General features: G+C 38.0%; 18 protein-coding genes and 1 pseudogene. 10 read left to right on the plus strand and 9 right to left on the minus strand.

The window, feature by feature from the left end:
- Positions 1-72: 72 nt before the first annotated feature.
- From CAL6303_RS09730 to CAL6303_RS09745, 4 genes are all read left to right on the plus strand, one after another.
- A complete protein-coding gene (locus CAL6303_RS09730) occupies positions 73-2,313 on the plus strand; it encodes an ABC transporter ATP-binding protein (protein ID WP_015197675.1) in 2,241 nt (746 codons plus the stop codon).
- Positions 2,314-2,379: 66 nt separating this feature from the next.
- Positions 2,380-3,528 (plus strand): glycosyltransferase, encoded by a 1,149-nt coding sequence (locus CAL6303_RS09735; protein WP_015197676.1) that lies wholly within the window; start codon positions 2,380-2,382, stop codon positions 3,526-3,528.
- 27 nt (positions 3,529-3,555) lie between these two features.
- Positions 3,556-4,425 (plus strand): polysaccharide pyruvyl transferase family protein, encoded by an 870-nt coding sequence (locus CAL6303_RS09740; protein ID WP_015197677.1) that lies wholly within the window; start codon positions 3,556-3,558, stop codon positions 4,423-4,425.
- Between the two features lie 338 nt (positions 4,426-4,763).
- The gene (locus CAL6303_RS09745) at positions 4,764-6,059 is read left to right on the plus strand and encodes a serine hydrolase (protein ID WP_015197678.1); all 1,296 of its coding nucleotides are present in this window, start codon (positions 4,764-4,766) and stop codon (positions 6,057-6,059) included.
- Between the two features lie 112 nt (positions 6,060-6,171).
- On the opposite strand, the gene CAL6303_RS09750 is transcribed toward CAL6303_RS09745, so the two are convergent.
- The 5 genes from CAL6303_RS09750 to CAL6303_RS09770 form a co-directional block, all read right to left on the minus strand.
- Positions 6,172-6,546, minus strand: a complete 375-nt coding sequence (locus CAL6303_RS09750) for a hypothetical protein (protein ID WP_015197679.1) — start codon at positions 6,544-6,546, stop codon at positions 6,172-6,174.
- A 121-nt stretch (positions 6,547-6,667) separates the two neighbouring features.
- The gene (locus CAL6303_RS09755) at positions 6,668-7,210 is read right to left on the minus strand and encodes a DinB family protein (protein ID WP_015197680.1); all 543 of its coding nucleotides are present in this window, start codon (positions 7,208-7,210) and stop codon (positions 6,668-6,670) included.
- 37 nt (positions 7,211-7,247) lie between these two features.
- Positions 7,248-7,718, minus strand: coding sequence for a GNAT family N-acetyltransferase (locus tag CAL6303_RS09760; RefSeq protein WP_041739345.1), 471 nt, complete (start codon positions 7,716-7,718; stop codon positions 7,248-7,250).
- A 67-nt stretch (positions 7,719-7,785) separates the two neighbouring features.
- On the minus strand, positions 7,786-8,100 hold the full coding sequence (locus CAL6303_RS09765) for a P-II family nitrogen regulator (protein ID WP_015197682.1): 315 nt from the start codon (positions 8,098-8,100) through the stop codon (positions 7,786-7,788).
- Positions 8,101-8,273: 173 nt separating this feature from the next.
- A complete protein-coding gene (locus tag CAL6303_RS09770) occupies positions 8,274-8,567 on the minus strand; it encodes a DUF6439 family protein (protein ID WP_015197683.1) in 294 nt (97 codons plus the stop codon).
- 105 nt (positions 8,568-8,672) lie between these two features.
- On the opposite strand from CAL6303_RS09770, the gene CAL6303_RS09775 reads away from it, so the two are divergent.
- The 3 genes from CAL6303_RS09775 (at position 8,673) to CAL6303_RS09785 (ending at position 12,223) form a co-directional block, all read left to right on the plus strand.
- Positions 8,673-9,059, plus strand: coding sequence for a hypothetical protein (locus CAL6303_RS09775; RefSeq protein WP_015197684.1), 387 nt, complete (start codon positions 8,673-8,675; stop codon positions 9,057-9,059).
- A 742-nt stretch (positions 9,060-9,801) separates the two neighbouring features.
- A complete protein-coding gene (locus CAL6303_RS09780) occupies positions 9,802-11,829 on the plus strand; it encodes a S8 family serine peptidase (RefSeq protein ID WP_015197685.1) in 2,028 nt (675 codons plus the stop codon).
- Positions 11,830-12,043: 214 nt separating this feature from the next.
- Complete coding sequence (locus CAL6303_RS09785; protein WP_015197686.1) at positions 12,044-12,223, plus strand: hypothetical protein; 180 nt, start codon at positions 12,044-12,046, stop codon at positions 12,221-12,223.
- A 411-nt stretch (positions 12,224-12,634) separates the two neighbouring features.
- Here CAL6303_RS09785 and purN read toward each other — a convergent pair whose 3' ends face one another.
- The 4 genes from purN to CAL6303_RS09810 all read right to left on the minus strand — a co-directional run bounded on the left by purN (position 12,635) and on the right by CAL6303_RS09810 (position 19,817).
- Positions 12,635-13,294: a phosphoribosylglycinamide formyltransferase gene (gene purN, locus CAL6303_RS09790; protein WP_015197687.1), complete on the minus strand. Its 660-nt coding sequence runs from the start codon at positions 13,292-13,294 to the stop codon at positions 12,635-12,637.
- Positions 13,295-13,391: 97 nt separating this feature from the next.
- Positions 13,392-16,355, minus strand: a complete 2,964-nt coding sequence (locus tag CAL6303_RS09795) for a substrate-binding domain-containing protein (protein WP_015197688.1) — start codon at positions 16,353-16,355, stop codon at positions 13,392-13,394.
- Positions 16,356-17,107: 752 nt separating this feature from the next.
- Complete coding sequence (locus CAL6303_RS09805; RefSeq protein WP_015197690.1) at positions 17,108-17,989, minus strand: SDR family oxidoreductase; 882 nt, start codon at positions 17,987-17,989, stop codon at positions 17,108-17,110.
- A 241-nt stretch (positions 17,990-18,230) separates the two neighbouring features.
- On the minus strand, positions 18,231-19,817 hold the full coding sequence (locus tag CAL6303_RS09810) for a helix-turn-helix domain-containing protein (RefSeq protein WP_015197691.1): 1,587 nt from the start codon (positions 19,815-19,817) through the stop codon (positions 18,231-18,233).
- 1,170 nt (positions 19,818-20,987) lie between these two features.
- Here CAL6303_RS09810 and fdxB point away from each other — a divergent pair.
- The 3 genes and pseudogenes from fdxB to CAL6303_RS09825 all read left to right on the plus strand — a co-directional run.
- On the plus strand, positions 20,988-21,278 hold the full coding sequence (gene fdxB, locus CAL6303_RS09815; protein WP_015197693.1) for a ferredoxin III, nif-specific: 291 nt from the start codon (positions 20,988-20,990) through the stop codon (positions 21,276-21,278).
- Positions 21,279-21,721: 443 nt separating this feature from the next.
- Complete coding sequence (locus CAL6303_RS09820; protein ID WP_015197694.1) at positions 21,722-22,744, plus strand: cytochrome c oxidase subunit II; 1,023 nt, start codon at positions 21,722-21,724, stop codon at positions 22,742-22,744.
- Positions 22,745-22,953: 209 nt separating this feature from the next.
- Positions 22,954-23,217 (plus strand): annotated as a pseudogene (locus CAL6303_RS09825) (cbb3-type cytochrome c oxidase subunit I); the annotation flags it as partial.
- Positions 23,218-23,242 lie beyond the last annotated feature (25 nt).

The raw sequence follows: 23,242 nt of genomic DNA on the forward strand, positions 1-23,242 counted from the left end.
ATTATTCTGAAAAAACATCAAATTACTTGAAGTATAGGGTGTATCATAAATTCAATTATTTTTTAAATATCCATGTCTACTATTCAGCAGCTAACTAAATTTGCACAGCCATATCCAATGAGGGTTATTGCAACCATTGTTTTGGGTTTTTCTGGTGCTTTATTTAATGGAATTAGTGTTGCGATGATTGTTCCAATAATCTTAAGTATTATTGGACAAGAAATTAATCTAACTAATGCTCCATCTATTATTAAAGCTATCATGTCGCCATTTGAAAATTTGCCGGATAGCTATCGTTCTATGGTGATGGCAGGAGCAATTATATTGATGATTGCTTTAAAAAATGCGGCTAGTTATGCTAGCTCTTTAGCCTCCAGTTCTCTAGCCCGCACCCTCACTTCAGATATGCGAAGAGATGGACTAAAGCTACTATTAGATATAGATATAAATTACTACACCAAGATGAGACTTGGTGACTTAATGAATAATTTAAATGCAGAAATTCCTCGCGCTGCAATTTCTTTAAATAATATCATTAAATTAATCATAGTAATTATTACAATATTTGTTTTTTTATTCTTTTTATTGTCTATTTCGTGGCAATTAACAGTTTGCTCAACAGTTTTACTTTCATTTGTTACTTTAGTAAATCAATACGCCATTTCTCGTTCTAGACATTACGGAAAAGTTCTTTCTGATATGTCTAAAATGCTCACTAATAACTTGATAGAAACATTAAGTGGTATTCGCCTAGTTAAGGCAAATAGTAACGAGCAAAGAACCTATCAGAAGATTGATAAGTTAATTGCTCATCGAGAATTAGCTGAATTTAAGTCTCAAATAAACTCGGAAATTATTGCACCTACTAGTGAAGTTGCTGGAATTATTGCTTTAATCCTAATTGTATTTTTAGGTCGAATATTATTTGCTGATAAAATCGCCTCCCTCTCTGCAATTCTGCTCACATATTTACTGGTATTAATGAGACTTTTACCATTAATTGCCCAGTTAAATACCCTTCGTAGTAGCTTTGCGAATAACTCGGCTAGCGTAGATATTGTCACTGACTTTTTGCGACGAGATAATAAACCCCTTATGCCTAACGGGGAAGTCGCATATAGCAAATTACAAAATGGTGTAGCTTTCAAGCAGTTGTCTTTTGCTTATCCCGGCAATGAAAAGTTAGTTCTGAAAGATGTAGATCTATTTTTACCCAAGGGAACTACTTTAGCTTTGGTAGGTAGTTCTGGTGCTGGAAAATCGACTTTGGCGGATTTATTGCCAAGATTTTATGATCCGATATCTGGAAGTATCACGATTGATGATTTAGATATACGTAAGTTTGATATTAAAAGTCTACGTCAGGCAATGGGTATTGTCAGCCAGGATACTTTCCTGTTTAACGATTCCATACGGAATAACATTGCCTACGGAAAACCTGATGCTAGCGATGAAGAAATCATGGTTGCTAGCAAACACGCTAATGCCTATGAATTTATCGAAAAGATGCCCCAAGGGTTTGATACTATGGTTGGCGATCGCGGTGTCATGTTATCTGGTGGGCAACGTCAGCGTTTAGCGATCGCACGGGCGCTACTTCAAGATCCAGAGATTCTGATTTTAGATGAAGCAACCTCCGCACTAGATACTGTTTCTGAGCGACTGGTGCAAGCTGCAATTGATAATTTAAGCCGCGATCGCACTACCTTAGTAATTGCACATCGTCTTTCAACTATCCAAAAAGCGGATCAAATTGCTGTTTTTGATCAAGGACGTGTTGTTGAGGTTGGAAACCATACAGAGCTATTAAGCAAAAATGGTCATTACTCACGTCTCCACTCAATGCAATTTGGAGAAAAAGCAGAAAAGACTAGTAATTACAAGCAGACGTTTATTCGTATGTCCTACGAAATTCGTACAAGATTAAATTCCATGATTGGTTGCTTGAAGTTATTGATTGATGGAATGGTGGATGAAGCAAAAGAACGACAAGAGTTACTGGAAGAATCTTACAAATCTGCATTAAGAATTGTCACAAATATAGAAATTTTTGAGGAAAATATCAAGTTAAGTAGAGACTTACAATTATCTTCTGGCGGTACAGAAAATTATTCACATGATACCTCAGGACATCTCATAGGTATCCTAGATGAACTTCAGGCAAAACTGAAAAATCAGCTAAGTGTATTTGTTTCTTTAGCAGATGGGCTAGTTGATAATCCTCAAGAACAAAGTGACCTAATTTCTGAATCTTATCATCTAGCAATTTACTTATTAGACAAGGTTGAAGTCTTAGAAAAATCAAAAATTTGAGCTTCTAACAAATCTCCATAATTGCTTGATATTCTTCCATACATTTTATATCCAAGGGAATAAATCATGAAAAAAATTGCAGTATTTTATCCATATTTTATGGGTGGTGGAGCAGAGACAGTTGCACTATGGATGCTCCAAGCATTAGTAGATAAGTATGATTTAACTCTATTTACCTTAGCAAATATTAATTTTGAAAAACTAGATTCAATGTACGGAACTAGCTTATCTAATCGTAATATAAAAATTTTCAAGCTGGTACCTGATGCTATAAGTAATATTTGTCATTTTTTAATTGCAAATAACCAACAATTAAGAATGATGTTTATCCATCTAGTATTGAGGATGTTAAAGCAAAAAGCTAATAGCTATGATTTAGTTATATCTGGATATAATGCCGCAGATTTAGGCGACAAAATTGGAATTCACTACATCCATTGGACTCAAGTATTAGAAGAAGGTCTACCTATTCATCAAAAAATCTCTAATTTTTCTCAGAAAAATCTACTACAAAATGTTTCTGTTGCTAATTCTCGTTGGATAGCAAATCGTACTAAAGAAATTTATGGTGTAGATGCTAAAGTTGTGTATCCTCCTGTGGTTATGGAACCTCAAAATATACCTTGGCATCAGAAAGAGAATACTTTTATTTGTAGTGGTAGGATAGTCAAAGCCAAAGAGCCTCACCGAGTAATTAAAATCCTCAAATTAGTTCGTGAACAAGGCTTTGATATTAAGTTACATCTAACAGGTGGTGGTGGAGGCATCTATGGATGGAAATATAATAATTTTATCCATAAAATAGTTCAAGAAAATTCTGATTGGATTACTTTACACGAAAACTTGCCATATCAGGAATATATTAAACTTGTAAGTGTATGTAAGTACGGGATTCACTTCAAGAGAGAACCGTTTGGTATATCAATTGCAGAAATGGTGAAAGCTGGTGCTATTCCCTTTGTCAAAGGTGAAGGTGGGCAAATTGAAATTGTTGGTGAACACAATCAAGAGTTATTTTTTAATACTGAAGAGGAAGCGGTAAATAGAATTGTTCATGTTTTGAGTCATGAAGATAAACGAAACCAGTTAATTATATCTTTGGCAAATCAGGTAGATTTATTTTCTACTGGGAGATTTATGTCAGAAATAAATGTAGTTGTGGAAGATTACTTTAATCGAACTCTTGAAAAACAAAACGTATTAATCAGTCGCTAATTATGCCAAATTGGATAAAACTAGAATATGAAAAACATCATCAATTATCATGTCATTGACTCAACTAATATTGGAGACTTAGTATCTGCTCCAACCCTATACTTTGATTTTCCTGGATATTCTGTTACTAGGGAAGATATTAGAACAATTAAACCAGAAGATATAAAAGATAAACATATTATTGTTGGTGGTGGTGGACTTGTATTTTCAAGATTCTTAGAGAGTTTTTCTCAGCTTAGTCAACAAAAGAAAAATACAAAACTTATTTCCTGGGGAATCGGACAACAAATATATGATAGTTATCAACCTCAAGATATTCAAAATTTTGATTATTCTGAATATAATCAAGGGTTTGATTTAGTTGGTATTAGGGACTCTCACTATCAAGATAATTGGGTTCCCTGTGCTAGTTGTATGCATAAGTCCTTTGATAAGAAAAGGGAAATTAAGCATGACTTTGTGGTTTTTTCCCATAAGAAGTTTCAAATTAAAATCGATCCTTTTCCTCATATGACTAATAGTTCTCAAAATCTAGATGAAATTTTAGATTTTTTAGGATCAGGTGAAACCATACTAACTAGTTCTTATCATGGAGCATATTGGGGAACATTACTAGGAAGAAAAGTCTTATCTTTTCCATTTACCAGTAAGTTTTATACTTTTAAACATAGTCCGGGGATTTTCCCAGTAGAAAAGTGGTTTCAGCCTCAATTCAAGCTCTCTTTATTTAAGAAAACAATTTTCCATTCTTATCAAAAAAATAAATTTATTTGTAATATTGATAATTGGCAAAGTTATCTTAAAGATTGCCAAAGTTACTCAGAAGCACTGCAAGAAAACCGTGAACGAAATCAGTGGTATTACGGCAAAATATTAGAACTTTTGGCTGAGGGTTAGTAGTTGTAGCTATGCTGTCGTATTTATTTAGAGAACTCGACAAAAAAGATCATCCAATATTGTGGGATAGGGATCTTACCTATTCTTGTATTAGTAGCAGGCAAGATAACTACACCACAAAAGATTTTGGGATATTTTTTATTTAGAACTCTCCTACTTAGATGCTTGAAAGCTGCTACAAACACATTTCCTTGATAAATCTGGCGGAACAATATTGTAATTTTTGTGTCTTGGGGTAATGATTTACCTCCAATTGCCGTGTAGTTTTCTTCCGGATGTACCGTGGAAACTTGGAAAATTGGTGAAAGTCACTTCCCTCACACATCGAAATAACACTTATGAAATTACGCTTTTTGCTACTTAGCGTGGTGAGTATTGTTATGCTTTCCACTCCAGCTAAAGCATCTCGTTTGGAATCTTGGTATTTTGACCAAGCCCAAAATCAATTAAATATTACCACCGAATCTGGGGTAAAACCCAAAGCATTTATTATTGGTAGTCCCACAAGAGTTGTGATTGATTTACCGGGAACTGATGTGAATGGAAATACATTGCGTCAGCGTTTTGGTTCCGCAGTTCAAGAAATCCGTGTCGGTAAAGTCGATGACACTACAACTCGTTTAGTAGTGGAATTAGCAGCAGGATATACAGTTTCTCCCGAAAAACTCTTGATTCGTGGTGATTCTTCTTCCCACTGGATAGTTAATTTTTCTGCTATTGAACGCAATACTAATAATGTTCCTCAATCTAGTGAGGACAAAATACCTGTTGCTATTGGTGATACTTCTACCTTTGCTGGTGTTGTTAAATTGGGTAGTGAAATATCATCCGTGAGTTCTCAGGTAAAGTCACTGATGAACCGTTATAGTTCTTTAGATCCGGGAATATTTTTCTTGGATTTGCAAACTGGTAATTATATTGACTTCAACGGGGAAAAAGCTTTTCCTGCTGCTAGTACGATCAAGTTTCCAATTTTGATTGCTCTGTTTCAAGAAATTGATGCAGGTAGGATTAAGCTGAATGAAACTTTGGTAATGCGAAGGAATTTGATTACTGGTGGTTCGGGAAATTTTCAATACAAACCTGCGGGTAGTAAGTTTAGTTTGCTGGAAACTGCTACCAAGATGATTACTATTAGTGACAATACTGCTACTAACATGATCATCGATCGCTTGGGTGGTAAAGCAAAATTGAATCCCAAATTCCGTGCTTGGGGATTGCAAAATACAGTCATTCGTAACCTATTGGGTGATTTCAAGGGGACTAATACTAGCAGTCCTAAAGATTTGGTGAGATTATCTGCTTTGATTGCAAATAACCAACTATTAAATGATAGAAGTCGTAACCGAGTTCTAGATATAATGCGTAGGGTAGAAAATCAAAGTCTGCTGGTATCTGGTTTAGGCAAAGGTACTATAATTGCTCACAAAACTGGGACTTTGGGGATAGTTTTGGGAGATGCTGGAATTGTGCAAACACCATCGGGAAAACGTTATTTAGCAGGGATTATGGTGAGAAGACCTTTTGGTGATTCTCGTGCTAAAAGTTTTATTACTCAGGTTTCTCGATTAGTTTATGGTTATGTGGAACAACCAAGGGTAGCAAGACAGGGAACAGGGACCAGTAAACAGTAAGCAGGGAACAGGGTAAATCTACACCGATAATTAAAATATCTATGCTGTGGGTATAAAAAATTTTCCCCCTACGAAGTTTTGTAGAGGGATGTTTTTTGGGTATTTTGACGAGTTAACTGAGAGAATCGAGATCAAGCGATCGCATTCCGCGAGTTTCGACGAATTTCATCAGACTTCCCAGTTGGAACCACATCAAAGCAGAAGTCAGCAAACCCAGTGTTAGTCCAACTCCTATGGCAATTAATGGTGGAAATCCAAAGATTTCTAAACCACAAGTTAAAAATAAACCTGTTCCCAACATAATCCCTAAAAAGGGAAATATTAAAGGTTTTTTCGAGAACTGCAAACCTGAATTTTCAGCACCTGCGGTTTGCCACTGCTGGATAACTTGTTGTAATGTACCTGATAATGCCGCACCCGATGTCACTGCTATAAACAGTCCAATTACCAACAAGACGTAAGGTGGTTGTTGAGGAAAATAATACACGCAATGCTCCTGGATAAGGTGGGGATGAGTAAATTTAGTTAAGAATTGCTAATTTACTTATCATACTCCTTAACGACCCGACAAGATAATGCTATATGGGTTCTGTATTACTAGAAGCTCATCAAGTTCCTATATAATCAGGAATTTGCGTCTGTAAACCAGTGTTACCCACATCTATTCCTTCTTGAAATAAAAGCGTGCTGACTTGTCCTCGATGATGGGTTTGGTGATTGAAAAAATGAAATATCAGGCTACCAAATTCTCTAATAGCAGGTATCTCTTTCATATTTTTGTATTCAAGATGATGGGATAAATCAACTTCGGATATTTCATGACACCATTTAATAATTAGATAATCTAAATCTCTACGTTCCTGGAAAAGTTTATCGAAATCAGAGTGGAGAATTTGGTCTAGAGATGTAGGTTGTTTAATTTTAGTTATTGGCTCAAGTTCCGTATAATTAGCTGGATGTTGGGAAAATATTTTTAGCCAGATAATATCAGCTACTAGAATATGATTTAGGGTACCAGATATCGATTTAAAAAATGCTTTTTTATTTTCACTGAGTTTTTCATTTGACAGTTTCATAGATGATGTATATATGTTTTCATTCATCCACTGATTATATTGAGCCATTAATTGAATTTGTTTGAGTAATGTCATGATAGTTATTTAAATTCTTAATATATATACACTATACTCAAACAGTTATTAGCAACTTTTCCATTGCATAATTCATAAAAATTTCCCCCCTACATTGGACATTTTGTTCTTTCACTACTTTGAATCCCATATTGAGAAAAAAAGGTTTTGCGGTGATGCTGGCTTCGGTATACAAACGATTAATATGTAATTCTTGAGCTTTCGTTTGAATTGCACTATAGATTTTTTTACCAACACCAATTCTTTGAGAATTTTTATGACAATAGAAACAATCTATATGTCCATTTAGTTCTAATTCTCCAAAGCCAATAACTAATCCTTCGGATTCGGCAACATAAGTCAATTTTTCGGAGCAGGTTTTAAACCAGTTTCTAAAATAAATGTTGTCTGGTGCCCAAGCTTTAACTTGATTAAGAGAATAGTCACGAATATTAACCTCTCGCACAGTTTGATGAAATAATAACGCTATTTGTTCAGCATCTTGTTCTTGAAATAATCGAATTTTCATTTCCGTATATTTTTGAAATACAGAGAGACGCGACATGTCGCGTCTCTACATTCTTTTTAGGCTTAAATCATTGCCTACCCACACATCTGGTGGTTGGCAACTCCATGGAATCGGAAATAAAGCAGGAACCACCATATCTATTTAGTACCACGCCGATGTTTGCAGCGATCCTATCAATCCGCTCAGGCTTACAAAAAGCCAGAATATAGACATTATCTAACATCGTCACTGCTAAATCTTGGCTATGATGACCATGATCGCTTTTACCTGCAACATCACGAATAATCGTATAACCTTGGACTCCAGATTTTTCCAATCCTTCCAAAATTTTACTCAGTTCTACATAATTAACAATAATTTCGATCCGTTTGACTGTTTCCATATTTTGAAAGTTTACAATTGGGGGATGGAAGAATTGAGAAATAGAATTTTAAACCTCGTCCATTCGGCTAAACAAACAGAGCCAGCCTTCGTGGGCTAGAATCTTTTTATCTCACGAAGGTTGCCTCTGCTCATGTAGGGGTACTCTTCTAGGGTATTTCTTTCAAAACTTTTTTATTTTCCATGAGACGGGCAAGGTGGAGCAGAAATTGAACGATCTAGCCAGCCAGAAGCTTGGTTAAACTTTGCTAAAGCATCCTCTGGGTTATCTTTGAGTAAAAACACTAATGCTGCGGCTGCCTGTTCGCTAGCGCGGGCGTTGCGGTTAGATTTGAGACGATGCCAATCAGTAGGGGAAATACTCAAACGTTCCATTAACGCTTGAGCGAGTTCTAGGGTAGTTAATTCTTGGAGTTTGTTATTTTGAGACATAGGGGAAAAAAGTGGGGGTGAGGGAGGTTTAGTCATGATTATTGATCCTTAACTATTTGCCACTGAGAAAACTGTGTAATATAAACGGATCTGGTATGACTAGTAAAATACCTGCATCTAACCTTAGTTTACTACTTGTGCATGAAGCATCCTCAACCACCATCTGAACCTTCGGGTGAAGAAAACCAACTATCGGAATTTGAAAACGAGCTTTTAGAGCTTGAGGGAAGCTTGCGCGATGTAAGTAGTTCGCTCTTTGCTCTCAAGGATAGATTTTTCCAGGTAGAAACTGATCAAGAACTGCAAGCTGAACTTCAACAACGTCTCCATGAACTGGAGGAAAACCAGCTTCCGGAAATGAAAGTGGAACTCAAGTTAATTCAGCAGCAGTTGGAAGTACTGGAAATTAACTTAGAAAGTCGCCTATTTACCTGGAGAAGCGTCAAACAGCCATTTTGGCAGTTTGTTCGGTTTGGGGGATTGGGGATAATTATCGGCTGGTTATTAAAATCGGCAACAATCGGTTAGGTGGGTAGGAAAAATCATAGTTATGATCAGGCAGTGGGTAGTTGGAATCAGCGCCAGAAAGCTTTAAAGGCTATTTCGATTAAGTTAGATAGTAATCGTTGATGGTTGGGAGCAAGTGTCACAATCTGTGATTAGTGAGTGAGGCTATAAGTCTGATTGCTTCGTTCAAATATTCTCACAGCGTCAATGAATGCAGAAGGCGGGTTTTTGGAGGAAGCAAGAAAAGCGAAAGCAAAAACTTTTCCCCTTAAAAGGGGAGGCTTGTACCATGTTGCCTTTGGTCATAGATCCTACAGACAAAATATGCCAGCTGCGTAAGCCTTGCAGTTACCAGTCCTGGAATTTCGTTCTCATTCCTTCCTTGACTAATTCTCTAATTGTTACATTTTTGAAATACTTTTTTGTACTTTTATATACAAATAGAATAATGGTTATCATTTAGCTATAAGTCTTATAGAATAAGTCTTATACAGGTTTTTTGGCGAAAAAAATTGGCTGTATATTCTCATGATTTTGTAAAAAAAAGTGGTTTTTTATTTTTTTAGTGGTAATAATTGTCAGAATCAGATTGAACAAATTCTGAGCGGTTAGCCATTAAATTTTTAATTTCCTGATAACTAAATTCAGAAATCTTCATCTATTACGGTGTAGGAATCAATCGGGATTAAAATTCCCAAGCAACTGAAAGCTAATAGTTAACCGCTAATAGCCCTTGTAAGTCCCAACTATCAGTCTAAAGAATATGGTGCAAATTACAATTAACGGTATATCGATTGATCCAGAAGCTCAAAGTCAGGCGATGAATGCCTCTAATCTAATTAGTCCCGATAGTTCCAACTCCAACTACATCCTGGTACAAACTGTTCAACCGCTAAATAGTGAGCAAAAAAGCCAATTAGCAGCATTAGGGGCAGAGATTTTAGAATTTGTTCCCGAAAACACCTATGTATGTCGCTATAATCCAGAAAACTTGGATGCAGTGCGGAATTTAGCCTTTGTGGATTGGGCAAATGTATATTTAGAAGGGTTTAAAATTCCACCTCAGTTACGGGATTCCAGTATTAACGTCAACAAAGGCAACCTAATTTCACTCTCAAATGTGAATCCAAAGCTGCGGATGACCAGAAAACCGCAAGCCGTGACCCTTGTACTTCACAATAATATTACCCTTGATGAGGGACTGCGATCGCGTATTGCCACAGCTGCCCGTCTCAACGCCGAAGAACTACCACTTAACACCAAATCTCTACGACTTTCAATCCAACCCCAATATCTAGATGATTTGGCAAAAATCGATGAAGTGCGTCACATCGAAGAATATGTCACTCCTCAACTCTGCAATAACGTTGCTGTTAAAGTCATCAACGCTGATAAAACCCACAGCATCGCCAAATTTGAAGGCGAAGGTCAAGTAGTTGCTGTTGCCGATACAGGCTTTGACAAAGGCTCTACAGAAGACGTTCACCCAGCCTTCACAGGTAGAGTTCTCAAACTATATCCCCTCGGACAAAGAAGAGCAGCAGACCCGGATGGACACGGTACCCATGTATGCGGTTCCGTTCTTGGTGATGGTGTTTCCGAAACCATGGGTGGACCAATTCGCGGTGCAGCACCCAAAGCAAAGTTAATAGTACAATCCCTCCTTGATATGAGTGGTGGTTTGGGTGGTATCCCTGACGACCTCAACACATTGTTCAAAGAACCCTATGAAAATGATGGCGCTCGCGTCCATACCAATTCCTGGGGTGCTTCGACGCGGGGAGGTTACAACATACTTTGTAGCCAAGTAGACCAATTTGTTTGGGAACACCGTGATATGGTAATCTGCTTTGCCGCTGGTAACGATGGACGCGACAAAGACATGAATGGTGTAATTGATACTGGTTCAGTAGGGGCACCCGGCACTTCTAAAAATTGTATCTCGGTTGGTGCTAGCGAAAATAACCGACCAGAACAATCGCAACCCTACAGCAAATTACAACGCTACAAAACTGAACCCATTGCTTCCGATGGTTGGTCAGACAACCCCGAAGGCATAGCTGCTTTCAGCAGTCGCGGACCAACTAAAAATGAACGTATCAAACCCGATGTAGTTGCCCCTGGGACTGCGATTCTTTCTGCTTACTCCCGCGATGCCAAAATAGATCCAATGTTTGGCAAATCTGATGATCCTCTCTACGCTTTCCTTGCTGGTACCAGCATGGCAACACCGTTGGTAGCTGGTTGTGCAGCGGTGGTGCGGGAATATCTGCAAAAACAAGAAAACCAACCACAACCCAGTGCAGCTTTAGTTAAAGCACTCTTAATCAATGGTGCTAAAGATATTACAGGTCAATATGTACCTTCCGATGCTGGAGATATTCCTAATTTCTCAGAAGGATTTGGCAGAGTTGATTTAGCTGCTAGTACAGCACCTCTAGGTGAAAAAGAGCGGGTAATTTTCCAAGATGAAAAAACTGCTTTAGACACTCAGCAGGAAGAAAAAATCGAAGTGGAAATTGCTGAATGTGAATCCACTTTAAAAGTCACATTAGTGTGGACAGATTACCCTGGAGAAGCGCTACAAAATGACTTAGATTTGATTGTGAAAACTGCTGATGCTCAAGAAAGACATGGAAATGTAGCTCCTACATCTAGCGAATTTGATCGTCGCAATAATGTCGAACAAATCGTTTGGAATAATATTCCAGTTGGGAAAGTAGAAATCATTGTTCATGCTTATCGGATTTTGCATCCCCAATCTTATGCTTTAGTGGCGCGAGTTTCATAAAATTTACCTGTAGAGACGTTCCAGTGGAACGTCTTTCTTAATATTTAATATATTTGTCAACAAAAATTTGCTGTGTTTATTCTGCTTTAGATATACTGCTCCCTAACTCTTTTGATAGACATAACACCAAAACCGAATCAGATTAAAGAAAGATGAATTCCTTTTGTCTTGCCGATTAAGATAACAGCAAGAACAATAAAGGAACTAAATAATCATGTCTGAAAATAAAAAATCACCAAACGCAGAAAGTACAGACACAAACACACCTGTTGAAGAAAGCGATCGCAAGACTGGCAGCGACGTAAAAACTAAGGGCAAAGACAGTGCAGCACCAGAATCTGGCTCTAATGATTCTGTAGTAGGTAGCCCAAATCAAGGTACAGAATCACGCTAGTACATGAAGGCAGTAGGCAGTAGGGAAAGCTGATTATTACTGAGCTTTTCAGGGTTTAATAATGGTCTGCTTATTTACGCCGTCTTGTACTAGTCCAATAAGGCAAGGGTTTTAAGATCCCCGACTTATTAAATAAGTCGGGGATCTCGCATACTCAGATAACCTGGTTTCACGATGAAATCAGGTTCTTTTTGTTGTTTATAGTTCAATACGGTTCAGTTCAGTTAAAGAAAAAGAAGCTATATAATACCAACTTGAAAAAACAACGCGACAGATAGATATTTGTAGAGACGTAGCAGTGCTACGTCTCTACCGTTGCATATGTTGCAATCATTATTTAAATTGGTATAACCTATTGATTCTAAAAGCTAATAGCTAATAGCTAATAGCAATTTTTGCTTAATTGAACTGCTAACGCGATAGGCGATGCCCGCTAAAAGCGATATTCCTACGGAACGCTAACGCGATCGCATCTGGTAAAATGCGGTGTTCCTGCTGTTGGATACGTGCATGAAGACTTTCTGAGGTGTCATCTTCTAAAATTGGCACTGCTGACTGCATAATAATTTTGCCACTATCCATTTCTAGACAAACTAAATGCACGGTACAACCTGTAATTTTTACACCCGAAGCTAGTGCTTGCTCCACAGCATTAACGCCTTTAAAACTCGGTAATAAACTGGGATGAATATTGATAATTCTATCAGGGAAACCGTCGATTAATACTTGAGTTACTAACCGCATCCAGCCAGCCATAATTACTAATTCTACATCATGTTCTTTGAGAGTCTCAACAATCTGATGATCTAGCTGTTCACGGCTTTCAAACTCACGATGATTTAATAAAACAACTGGTATATTCCACTTTTTAGCTCTGACTGCTGCATAAGCATCAGGATTGTTATAAATCAAAACTTGAATCTGAGCATTCAGTTTCCCAGATTCGATGGCTTGGATAACTGCTTCAAAATTACTACCACTTCCCGAAGCCATAATACCCAATTTTAAAGATTCACCTGAAGTCATCTGGTAATTATTGATATCAGGTGAAACTAAACTCATGTTATACATATCTTAGCTAATAATCATTTGACACTTCAGGCAATGCACAATTAATTTCTGGAGATGTCTAAAGACGTTCCACTGGAACGTCTCTACACGGTTTTAGCTATTTTTGTGATTCATTTTGAGAGAAACGCACATGAACAGTTTTATCCTTGTCTCCATCAACTGCCACAGATTTCATCACATAATCAAGTAGTTCCTCGGTAAAAGGAACCCGTAAATGAAATGTACCATCAGATTTGAGTTTAATAGGATGTCCTGCAATTGAGACATTTGAACCTGGTTTAGTGGCACCATGAATAATTAATTCGGCATCTGTTTCAAACCAAAATTCATCATGGGGACGACTGAAAACACGTACAATAGAGGAGCGAGTGAGCGGCAACCAACGACTATCATCTGTTAAATAACCCAACTCGATCATGTAATCTCGATCGCTCACAGGAATTGCCACAAACCTGTCTTCGGTAACTTCTTGGCATTCGTGCTGCTGAATTAATTGTGGTTCTTGATAACTTAGATCAATTCCAGTGACATCATACAACCGCAAAGTCATCTGTGAGCCGCCTTGTTGGCGCAGTATTTCTTTTTCAGCATCGCTGACATGCCAAGAGGCATAAGCCCATTTTGGCGTGCGTGGAGTCAGAATAATGTTACCACTTTGAGAGTGGGGTTGATTAGGCTGAATTGTGTCTACAGTTTGGACTACAGTGGGTGTTTGCGGAGAATTTGAAAAATTTGACAGCAAAGCCGCTCCAGTTCCTGCCACGGCTGCGGCACCACCCGCTAAAGCAATGGGATTGGGGTCTTCATTAACTTGAAAATCTGGAATATTCGATGCTTCTGTGTCTAAAGCAGCTGCATCTTGGGGAAACTCAGCAGCATCTGCAACTGTATTTAAATCTAATCCGCTTTCTGTAGAATTATCAACCCATGTATTAACTTGAGTTTCTGGGTTTACAATCGGTTCGGGATTATTTTGTTCGTTGTCACGGTTAGCAAATTGATTCCATAAAGCTGCACCAGCACCTGCAACTCCTGCAACTCCTGCGATACCAGCAGCGGTTGTATTATCGGTGGATGTAATATTATCCAACCAATTTGCCTCAGGTTGAGGTTCATCAACTGCTAATAAATTAGTATCTTGGACAGTATTGATTTCAGGAACTTCGGAAATAACTGGAAACTGGTCATCTTCAACAATTATTTCACTAGAACTAATATTTCCACTGTTGTTAGTCTGCGAATCATCCCAAACATCTGGTAATACTTCGGAAACATAGTTAGTGGATGTAGGAGGTGTAGCTTCAGCTTTTGTGGTGTCTTGAATTTCCTGATTTTGATTGGTTTGTTGATCATCTGTATTGGCAAACCTTGACAATAAACCAGCACCTGCACCAGCAGCTAGTGCATCTACGCCAGATGAACTAAGATCTACATTATCGAGTAAATTTGAATGTCCTGGTGGTAAATCATCAACAGGGGAAATTTCGACATTAGGTATATCTGCGTTGAGAGTGTCCACTGAGTCACCCTGTGGCATACCAGTTAAGCCAGTGTAGGGCATAACGACAGCGGCGGGTTCTTCTAAGTCTGAAGAAATTTCCGTGTTAATTTCTGTGTTATTTGTAGTGACACTTTCTATATCATGATTGCTATCTTCAGTAACTGGATTACCTAAACGCGACCATAAACTAACTCCAGCAGCACCACCTGCTATTGCAGCAGTAGTTCCCAAAACTGCACCAGAAAGATCAGAGTTACTAGTTGTTAACTCACGCTCACCTACTGGTAAAACTGTATTAGTAGCTCCTTGTATGGGTAAGGTTGTGGCAGGTGCAATGGTCTGTTGTGGCTCTTTTTCTTTTTTCCCTTTTCCACCAATTAACCACCATAATAAACCCAAGGCTGCTACGGGTAAAGCTAGCCACCATAAGGGGAAAGGTGTAGTTTCACTTCCACCAGCAGCAGTCTCTGAAGTACCTTGAACAAATGCTTGGTTCCCGTTATTGGTTACGGTGGTGGTAGTTCCCCCATCAGGAGAGGTTACTGTGGTGGATGTAGTGGTATTAGTGTTAGTTACTGCTTCGGTAGTGGGGGAAACTGTCACTCCAGGTGTAGCAGTTGTGGCTGGTGCCTGTGCTGGTGCCTGTGCTACAGTTTGAGCTACAGCTGTTGCTTCAGCGGTTCTTGCTGCTTCTACAGCAATTTTTCCTGGTTCCGCACCTGCAAAACCCAAAAAGCTAGCTACAGGTGCTGTGGGGTTTTTCTTGAAAACATACACCAGCGGTTGAGAAAAAGGATACTTAGGATTATCTGGTAGGGTTTGGTGTAATTTGAGTACACGCAGTCCTGGAACCTGTGAAATCTGATTAGCGATCGCATAACCGATCCCATCCTTACCTAATTGTTTCACCAATAGGGCAGTATCGTCTTGTTTGAGTTGAGTTGCATTTGCACCAGTGGCAAATTTTGCCGATTGAAAAGACGGATAATTCCGTAAAGCTTCGCGGGTATCACTATCGTTAGGACGATCGATAAAACGGATTTTACCTTTAGCACCGCCCAATTGTGACCAATCGGTAATTTCACCTCGAAAAATTTTGGCGAATTGCTGGTTAGTTAAATTACCTTTGAAAGGATTTTTTTCCCCAACAACGATACCAATTTTTTCACGTCGTAAGCGAAATTGCTCTAGTCCTTTGCTTTGTTCTTGTGGTGTCAAACCACGTCCAATGGCTGCTATATCAACGTTTTTTCCATCAAGCAGAGTCTTTAGGGCTGCATTTGTACCGTTGGTTGTAATATTAACTTTCGTACCTGGGTACTGCTGCTCATATTTTTGTTTGAGGTTGTCGTTAATCCGCGCCATACTACTGGAACCATCAATGTTGACAGTGGTACCAGTGGGAACCGCTTTAGGTAAAGGAAACGACGGTTCTGGACTTGGCGATTGTGCTACTACTAAGGGAGAAAAAAAGAATGTCGTTACCAAAGGCTGGGAGGCTAATGTCAGCAAGAAGGCTATACTGACTATAGAGCTATATTTTTTTTCTTTTTGCCACATATCTTATCAAGGTAGAGGAAACAGAAAGCAGGCTAGTCATAATTGCTATCTTTCGCGCCTGGGAGCAGGGCTAATTATACTATCGTTTTTACGTTTGTCTAAAATTTTGTTAGATACTTGTGACAAGCTATACAAGGTCTTACTGTACCTTGTTTCAATGTCACGTCAACATTGTGTTTATCTTTTTTTAAACTTGATTAATGTTTTGAATTTCGAGTCACTGGTTGATCAGTTTTCGATTCGACAAAATTGCTTCTAGTAGTTATATGCCCATAAGCGAATATAAATACACAATTTTGATCCAATGATTCATCTATCTGGAGATAGATAAATTCCCTGACAACAGCAACAAGATCCCTGACTTTTAGTAGAAGTTAGGGATCTTAATTTTCACAGACGTGGTTTAGCTGATTATAACCCTGTAATTTCTTTTAAATGCGTGACCAATTCTTGAATAGTTTGTGGAAGATTCATAACTTTTTGCAATAAATCTTGAGGACTAAACCCGAAAAATGTCATGACTATCGCTAGTATACAAATTAACACTACAGTACTAAAGACAGTTTTCAAAACACTAACTAACGTCTGAAAAATCAGTAATACGGCGATAATCTCAACAATTAGTAAAACTAAGCTGTGGGGCATGTTTTTCAAAGTAAAAAATAAAAAGCTAAAAGTAAAAAGAAAAAAACAGGATTAGTATTTGATCTCTAGAACCTCGACTTCTTGAAGAAATAAGGGATGTAAAGAATTTATAATCCCATGGAGAATAAAATAAGTTTGTCGTGAAGGCGATCGGGTAATATATGTTTGAGGAATGCACCTAATTTGGCATCAGAACCAATTAAATAGCGAGTTTTGGGTTTTTTGGCAGTTAAAGCATGAACTACAGCATTAGCAACGATATTAGGGGAGATTCCTCCAGAAGCGATCGCTTCTATCCGTTGACGCACAGAATTCATTGCTGCACCATACAAATGTTCTGCTGATTCTGATAAAGTAGCCCTAGCAACATCCGATTGAACGAAAGACTTACTCCAAATTGGAGTTGCGATCGCACCTGGTTCAATCAGGGAAACTGAGATATTCCAAGGTTTTAATTCCATCCGTAGGACATCTGTCATTCCTTCGAGGGCAAACTTGGAAGTGTTGTAAGCACCTGTAAAGGGAGATGGACTGATACCGCTAATTGAACCCATATTCACGATTCTACCGGGATGCGATGCTCCATCGGAGCCGCGATGCGAACGCAATAAACCCAGAAAAGCCTGAGTTACAGCCAATTGTCCGGTAACATTCACCAATAACTGTTGATGAAAATCTGCAATTCCTACTAATTCTAAAGGACCAGGAACCACAACACCAGCATTATTTACTAATCCACAAATTCCCTGATTACCCACAGCTTGGGAAACGGTTTTTACCGCAGCTTGAATCGACTCAGCATCAGTTACATCTAAGAAAATTGGTGTCAATCGAGATGAAGCTTTCTGCTTGAGTGCTTCAGCATCACTTTCTTTCCGCACACCAGCAAACACAGAAAAACCCAATTTATCTAACATTAAAGCACAAGCTTCACCAATTCCCGTAGATGCTCCAGTAATTACAACTGTACCTTGAACCTGTTCGACCATAGAACCTCGCAGAGTCAACTTAAAAGATAAGTAATGAGTAATGAGTATGTTTTGTAAGGGGGATTTAGCGCAAACTTAACGGGGGCTGTGCCTGCGTTAAAGTTTGTAAGACAGACCCCGAAAACGCGCTGCCGTCGTTGATTCCTGGGGAATTAAACCCCCAAATTTTGTTAAAAATAGAATTTACGCAATAATCCCGATATCACTTTTTAACACTGTTCCCTGTTCCCTGATAACTGATTCAACCAATCCCTAACACTTTTTTCAGAACACCTTGATCTTCCGATTTAACCTTAAGACGACCATTTTCGATATCCCGAATCCAACTTTGACTCTTCCCTGCAAGCTTCGCTAGTTCTCGTTGTGAAAGGTTGAGATTTTTGCGTGCTTGGGAAATTTGCTCACCCAATAATCCGCTGACAGTTCTGGTTTTTCTCCTTTCCTTGGCAATTGTTTGTTTTTTCCGCGCGCTAGAAGCTGCTTGTTCTAATTCCGGGGGTAGTTCAAAGGACAAAATGCGCGCATTCATCAACAGATTCCACTTACCACGGGGTCCTATATCTGTCAACCTATTTTTACCACCACCATCATTAATCCAGAATTCGATCGCTTCTTCCGGATCTTCAGGAATATCCACTAATTTTGCCCACATTGGCTGAATATTCGGTGGATAGGTAATGGGGTCAAAATTGGGTTTCAATCCAAAGTGGTTAAGAACTTCCAAATCACTTTCAAAAGTTCGTAACAAACGTTTTCTATCATCCCGTTGCCGATAAGCAGTTGCCACTTTAGTTTCACCATAGGCAACACGAAGCAGTGTCGGGACAGTGATACGTTGTTCTTTGCCCATTTTAGTTTTAAATAGTAACCACAACATCAGTCTGGTGGCACCCTCATGTTGTTGCCACATACTCATTGCCGTATTCAGTAGTGATTTAGGTAAACTACCATACTGATAAAAAGCAGTTCGTTCTTTACATGCTTGTCGATTTAGAAAATATTGTGACCATTTTCCAGCTTTGACTTTAAAAGTTAAACCAGTTAGATATTTGCATCCAATTTCATCTTGCTGGAAGTGATGCTGAGTTTCCACTAGTTCCCACAGACGGCTTTTTTCGATATCAAAACCGCGAATTCTTCCCTGTTGGAACCAGTTAATGGAAACAATCAGCGAACAAACTTGATTTACCAAACTTTTAATTAGGTGCAATTTTGCCGATTTGGTTAAATCTTTACGTTTTTCCAGTCCCAGATATTTCTCCAGCTGCTTGTCACTCAAGATAAATTCAGTTTGCCAAGCTTGTTTTACAGTTGTGGCATAAGCCGCAAAAATTAAGTTAACACAGGCAGCACGAATATCTAGCGCTTCCACAGCTTTTAGCTCCGTTGCCAGTTGATCGGTATCCTGAGCGGCTGTAAGATGGAATGCGATCGCGCCTTTGCCCTGATTCACCTGACGACTGTAAGATATATAACCCTCAGAATCTATTTCCCAAGCTAATGAACCACGTTGAGCTAAAACATTACATGCTTCCCAAATTGCAATCGATGATGCAAAGGGATTACTTTTGCCATTAGAAAATAAATCTGGACTGGTTGCAACTCCAGCTTCAACTTTACATCTTCCTTTTTTCGTCTGTAGTTTGATCGGGATGTTTATGGGACAAACTTCGACACATTGAGGTTCTGAGTAAAAGCCTTCACAATTGTTACAAAGAGACGGATCAATCCAATACTCATTATTTTCTAATTTAATAGCACCTGTAGGACATTGGGGGCGACATTTATCACATCCAATGCAACTCATATTCGGAATCGTGTAAGACATAGGGCAATTGCCATGTTAAGCGTATTCTGGCTGTTGGAATCTACGCCGGATCTACCTAATTTTCTGAGTTTTTACCTCATAACCAACCTAATAATATTCATTTAATAAGAAGTCATGATTCTTCCAGTAATTTGCATCCGTCTTTAAGCTATGCAAGATTATTAATTCAGAGCCTAATTGTATGCATTTCTTATTTATAACATTCCATGATAAAAATTATAAGTTTGTTCCTAATGAGCTTGAAAATCATCAATACTAATTTTAGTTATTCCATATAGCATTTTCAGAACCTAAACTCTTATTTTATAACATCTGTAATTTATTGATTTCCTCATTGATGCCAATTTCCAGAAAGAATATAACAACTGAATTGGTAGGGGCAACGTACATTCCTAAACTCCTAAAAGTTTGCCTATATCTTGAATGATTTTTTAAATCGACATAGGCAGAATTTATGATCCCTGATTCCGTTAATCGTCCAACTAGTATCCAATCTGCGGTTAATTCATATGAGAATATCAGATTAACTTATATGTCCCCTTTATTAATATTATTAATAATTTATCAAAGGTATAATTATGTTATCAACACTACTATTTTAAATTCAAATGTATTTATTTAATTCTTCGTTCTTGTAAATCATTAATTGAGGCTTTTATTCATCAAATAGTGTGTTTTCATATACTATCTATTTTTATCTGGATGTTCTTCTAACTAAATGAGAATTATTAGTATTATTGAACAAGCTACATTGGTGCGTTAGGGCAAATTCTCACTTACTCCAATTCTCAAATTCTTGCGTAGCCCTTTTCTTGTAGCTTGCTTCCCGTAGGGTATACCGTCAGGCTATACACACCCTACTTAATATTTTATTAATAAACATCATCTTAGACGTATAGTATCTTCTCGGAAGATCATAAACTGGATAGAAGCTACAGAATAAAAAATTATACATTTCCCAACTTCTCAGACATACTAATAGACTATTGCAAACTTATTGCATATAGCGAAAAAAAAACCTCTATTTACTGCCAGATTGTAACTATAAAAAACAAACATTAAATTTATCAAAAAAATCATTTGCTAATATCAAAAAAAGGGCAGAGTCTTAAAACTCTGATGAGGGTAAAACCTCTTACAATTTTTAGTTCAAAAATAGAAGGTAAAGTAATGGCTACAGTTACAGGATTAACATTCGGTGGTAAAGCTTGGACTCCCAAATATGTCCAGGATATTGATAAACATAAATGTATCGGTTGTGGCAGATGTTTTAAGATTTGTGGTTACAACGTATTATCACTTAAAGCAGTAAATGATGAAGGAGAATTTGTAGACGAAGACGAAGACGAAGTTGAAAAAAAAGTAATGACTGTAGAAAATGCTGATAACTGTATTGGTTGTCAAGCTTGTGCCAGAATTTGCTCAAAAAATTGCTATACCCATGCAGCATTAGAACAGTAATCTGGTTAGACAATTTGAGATTTGTCTCCAGGGGGATTAATTGATTAATCGTAAACTGCAAGCAAAGATACCTAAAATAGGAACACAGTTTACTTTCAGGAATAAATACATAGATACTCGACTTCTTGGAGGGAGTTGAGTATCTTTTTAATTTGGAAATATGGAGAGATTTTTGAAGGGATGTACATAAACTATAAAAATAGCGAAAAAAATCTAAAGTAATTTGTTTATTTGAAAATTATGGATGACAATAGTGATAGTGTTTAGCTTTTAACTATTAGTAGTTATAAAAAATTATACATATATCTTCTACATGCCGATATTGAGTTGATATTGAATTGATATTTATAACTCAGGTTTAAATCTCAACATTACCTGTTAATAGTTATTAGCTAACAAACTTCAATAAAGTCCTTTATATAACTTTAACAGAGCAGGTTTGTATGGAACAAGTTCCTGTTTCGCTGTTAACCCTACTGGCTGGAATTGTAATCACAATTGTCAGTATTTGGGTTGGTCAAAATCACCACCTTCTGCCAGTACAAGCATCGCAACAAGCGCCATTGGTAGATAATTTTTTTAATGTGATGTTCACTATTGCCGTCGCTCTATTTTTAATAGTAGAAGGTGCAATATTAGTATTTGCATATGTATATCGTCGTCGTCGTGGTGATGATGGTGATGGTATACCAATTGAAGGAAATCTTGCTTTAGAAATTTTCTGGACGGCAGTTCCCTCAGTTATTGTGATTGGTTTAGGAATATATAGTGTTGATGTATTTACCCAAATGGGTGGTTTTGGGGCTGGAAGTCATCACATGATGAGTCAGGCAGGTAATTCTCCTTCATACCATGTCATGTCTCAAACTGCTGTAGCTGGAACTTTAGATGAAGAAGTAACTCCAGTAGCAGGCAAACAGGCAAACATTGGTTTAGGTGGAACTTCTGGAAAAACAGCCGATTTAACAGTAGATGTCACCGGGATGCAATTTGCATGGTTATTTAACTATGCCAAAGATGAGATTAATACGGGTGAGTTACATGTTCCCATTGGTGCAGATGTCCAAGTAAACTTGGCTGCAACTGATGTGATTCACTCTTTTTGGATTCCTCAATTCCGGATTAAACAGGATGCAATTCCTGGGCAAGCTACTCAACTCAGGTTTGTTGCTACCAAAACCGGAACATACCCGATAGTTTGTGCTGAATTATGTGGAGGGTATCACGGTTCGATGCGATCGCGTGTGATTGTCCACACACCAGAAGATTATCAAAGTTGGCTTTTGGCAAATCGTCCAGTTATTGAACCACCTCCAAAACCTCCCGAAGCAGTTCAAGAAGAAATTCAGGTGGAAATTCAAGAGCAAATTCAGCCAGAATTAGAACCAGAATTCAACGAAGAATTACCCGAAAATTTGGAAACACCAGAGGTTGAGGCAATTCAAGCAGTAGCGTTGAAAAGTTAGAAATGTATGGACAGAGGAGTTGAAACAGGGAGGTGAAGAAGAAATTTTTCCCTCTTGCCCTGTATTTAACAAAATCGTCGTCAGACGCAACATGTCACGTCTCTACATTTTAGACAATATTATCAATGACAACTCGGTAACAAAAGACGGGGTTTTATCCCCCCTGTTCCCTTTGCTTCTTCTTTAGCAGTATCTAAATAGATGTAACTATGACAATCCAACTTGATAAAGTATCATCTGATACCGAGCATCCTAAAGCTTGGAAATGGTATCACTACTTTACTTTTAATATCGACCACAAAGTTATCGGTATTCAATATCTAGTCACATCCTTTTTGTTCTACCTAATTGGTGGATTAATGGCTGTGGTAATGCGTTTAGAACTTGCCACACCGGATTCTGATGTCTTGGATCCCAACCTCTACAACGCTTTCATGACAAATCACGGGACAATCATGATTTTAGATTGGCTGTGTAGATGCCGTGATATGATGAAGC

The organism is Calothrix sp. PCC 6303, from assembly GCF_000317435.1.
Classification (GTDB): domain Bacteria; phylum Cyanobacteriota; class Cyanobacteriia; order Cyanobacteriales; family Nostocaceae; genus PCC-6303.